Origin of the sequence: Capnocytophaga sp. oral taxon 332 str. F0381, assembly GCF_000318275.2 — a bacterium.
GTDB lineage: Bacteria > Bacteroidota > Bacteroidia > Flavobacteriales > Flavobacteriaceae > Capnocytophaga > Capnocytophaga bilenii.
This window is the reverse complement of record NZ_KB291252.1, coordinates 1-2,890: the sequence shown is the minus strand read 5'-3', so window position 1 is coordinate 2,890 and position 2,890 is coordinate 1. Positions and strand designations below refer to the sequence as shown.

Annotated in this window: 1 rRNA gene; it reads left to right on the top strand. The window is 48.2% G+C overall.

Annotation, left to right across the window (positions count from 1 at the left end):
- Positions 1 to 28: 28 nt before the first annotated feature.
- Positions 29 to 2,872 (top strand): 23S ribosomal RNA (locus HMPREF9075_RS00980).
- Positions 2,873 to 2,890 lie beyond the last annotated feature (18 nt).

Below are 2,890 nucleotides of genomic sequence, written 5' to 3'. Positions count from 1 at the left end.
AATTTAGAATTAAAAGAGACTACAAGCGCGAAAAGTTATGTAAGGGCGTATGGGGAATGCCTAGGCTCTCAGAGGCGAAGAAGGACGTGATAAGCTGCGAAAAGTTGCGGGGATTGGCACATACGAGTTGATCCGCAAATGTCCGAATGGGGCAACCCAGTACATTGAAGATGTACTACACCGATAGGTGGGCAAACCTGCTGAACTGAAACATCTTAGTAGGCAGAGGAGAAGAAAACAAAAGTGATTCCCAGAGTAGTGGCGAGCGAAATGGGAGCAGCCCAAACCCATATTGTTACGGCAATATGGGGGTTGTAGGACCCAGATATAGGTTGTAAAGCTGGATTAGAAGTGTTTGGAAAGGCACACCAAAGAGAGTGAAAGTCTCGTATAGGTACAGCTTTATAAATCTTATGGGTATCCTGAGTAGGTCGGGGCACGTGGAACCTTGACTGAATTAGCCGGGACCATCCGGTAAGGCTAAATACTCCTGAGAGACCGATAGTGGACTAGTACCGTGAGGGAAAGGTGAAAAGAACCGTGAATAACGGAGTGAAAAAGACCCTGAAACCATACGCTTACAAGCGGTCGGAGCGGCTTTTAGCCGTAACGGCGTGCCTTTTGCATAATGAGCCTACGAGTTACTGTTACCAGCGAGGATAAGTATTTCAGATACGCATTCGCAGCGAAAGCGAGTCTTAATAGGGCGTTAATAGTTGGTAGTAGTAGACGCGAAACCTGGTGATCTACCCTTGGGCAGGTTGAAGCGCTGGTAACACAGCGTGGAGGACCGAACTGGTTGTCGTTGAAAAGACTTCGGATGACCTGAGGGTAGGGGTGAAAGGCCAATCAAACTGGGAAATAGCTCGTACTCCCCGAAATGCATTTAGGTGCAGCGTTGATAAAAAGTTTAATAGAGGTAGAGCTACTGATTGGATGCGGGGGTTTCATCGCCTACCAATTCCTGACAAACTCCGAATGCTATTAAATGTTCATCAGCAGTGAGGGTATGGGTGCTAAGGTCCATATCCGAGAGGGAAAGAACCCGGACCATCAGCTAAGGTCCCCAAATATATGCTAAGTTGACCAAACGCGGTCTGACTGCACTGACAGCTAGGATGTTGGCTTGGAAGCAGCCATACATTTAAAGAGTGCGTAACAGCTCACTAGTCGAGCGGTTGGGCATGGATAATAAACGGGCATAAGCATATTACCGAAGCTATGGGGTTATACGATGTATATACCGGTAGGGGAGCATTCTATTGGCGTGGAAGCTAAAGGCGTGAGCCGTAGTGGAGCCTAATAGAAAAGAAAATGTAGGCATAAGTAACGATAAGGCAGGTGAGAAACCTGCCCGCCGAAAGATCAAGGTTTCCTCAGCTATGCTAATCAGCTGAGGGTTAGTCGGGGACTAACGCGAACCCGAGAAGGGGTAGTGGATGTACAACGGGTTAATATTCCCGTACCATTAATCTAATAGAAGTGACGGAATGAGGTATCTACCGCGCAGAGACGGAATACTGCGTTTAAGGTGTTGTTATGGCACTAAAAGTACACTGAGGTTTCGGCTGAAGTGAGAGTAGAGATAACGTTTCCAAGAAAAGCGAAGATTAATGCCCGTACCGTAAACCGACACAGGTGATTGGGAAGAGAATTCTAAGGCGCTCGAGAGATTCATGGCTAAGGAACTAGGCAAAATAGACCTGTAACTTCGGGAGAAAGGTCGCCTATCTTGTGATAGGCCGCAGTGAAAAGGTCCAAGCGACTGTTTATCAAAAACACAGGACTCTGCAAAATCGAAAGATGAGGTATAGGGTCTGACACCTGCCCGGTGCTGGAAGGTTAAGAGGAGAGCTTAGTGGTAACACGAAGGTTTGAATTGAAGCCCCAGTAAACGGCGGCCGTAACTATAACGGTCCTAAGGTAGCGAAATTCCTTGTCGGGTAAGTTCCGACCTGCACGAATGGTGTAACGATTTGGACACTGTCTCGGCCATGAGCTCGGTGAAATTGTAGTATCGGTGAAGATGCCGATTACCCGCAGTGGGACGAAAAGACCCTGTGCACCTTTACTATATCTTCGTATTGGTCTTGGATAAGTGATGCGTAGGATAGGTGGGAGACTAAGAAGCGGCTATTCTGGTAGTTGTGGAGTCGTTGTTGAAATACCACCCTTTGCTTATCTGAGGTCTAACTTTGCAAAGAGCAAAGGACAATTCGTGGAGGGTAGTTTGACTGGGGTGGTCGCCTCCAAAAGTGTAACGGAGGCTTCTAAAGGTTCCCTCAGCACGCTTGGTAACCGTGCGAAGAGTGCAATGGCATAAGGGGGCTTGACTGAGAGACTCACAAGTCGATCAGGTACGAAAGTAGAGCATAGTGATCCGGTGGTTCCGTATGGAAGGGCCATCGCTCAAAGGATAAAAGGTACGCCGGGGATAACAGGCTGATCTCCCCCAAGAGCTCACATCGACGGGGGGGTTTGGCACCTCGATGTCGGCTCGTCACATCCTGGGGCTGGAGAAGGTCCCAAGGGTTGGGCTGTTCGCCCATTAAAGTGGCACGCGAGCTGGGTTCAGAACGTCGTGAGACAGTTCGGTCTCTATCTACTGTGGGCGTTAGAAATTTGCGTGGTACTGACTCTAGTACGAGAGGACCGAGTTGGACGCACCACTGGTGTATCTGTTGTCTTGCCAAGGGCATAGCAGAGTAGCTAAGTGCGGATGGGATAAGTGCTGAAAGCATATAAGTACGAAACCCGCCACAAGATTAGATTTCTTTAAAGGGTCGTGGGAGATGACCACGTTGATAGGTTACAGGTGTAACGGTGGTAACATCATAGCCGAGTAATACTAATAACCCGTAGACTTTTTGCGCAGCATTCTTTTTAAGAG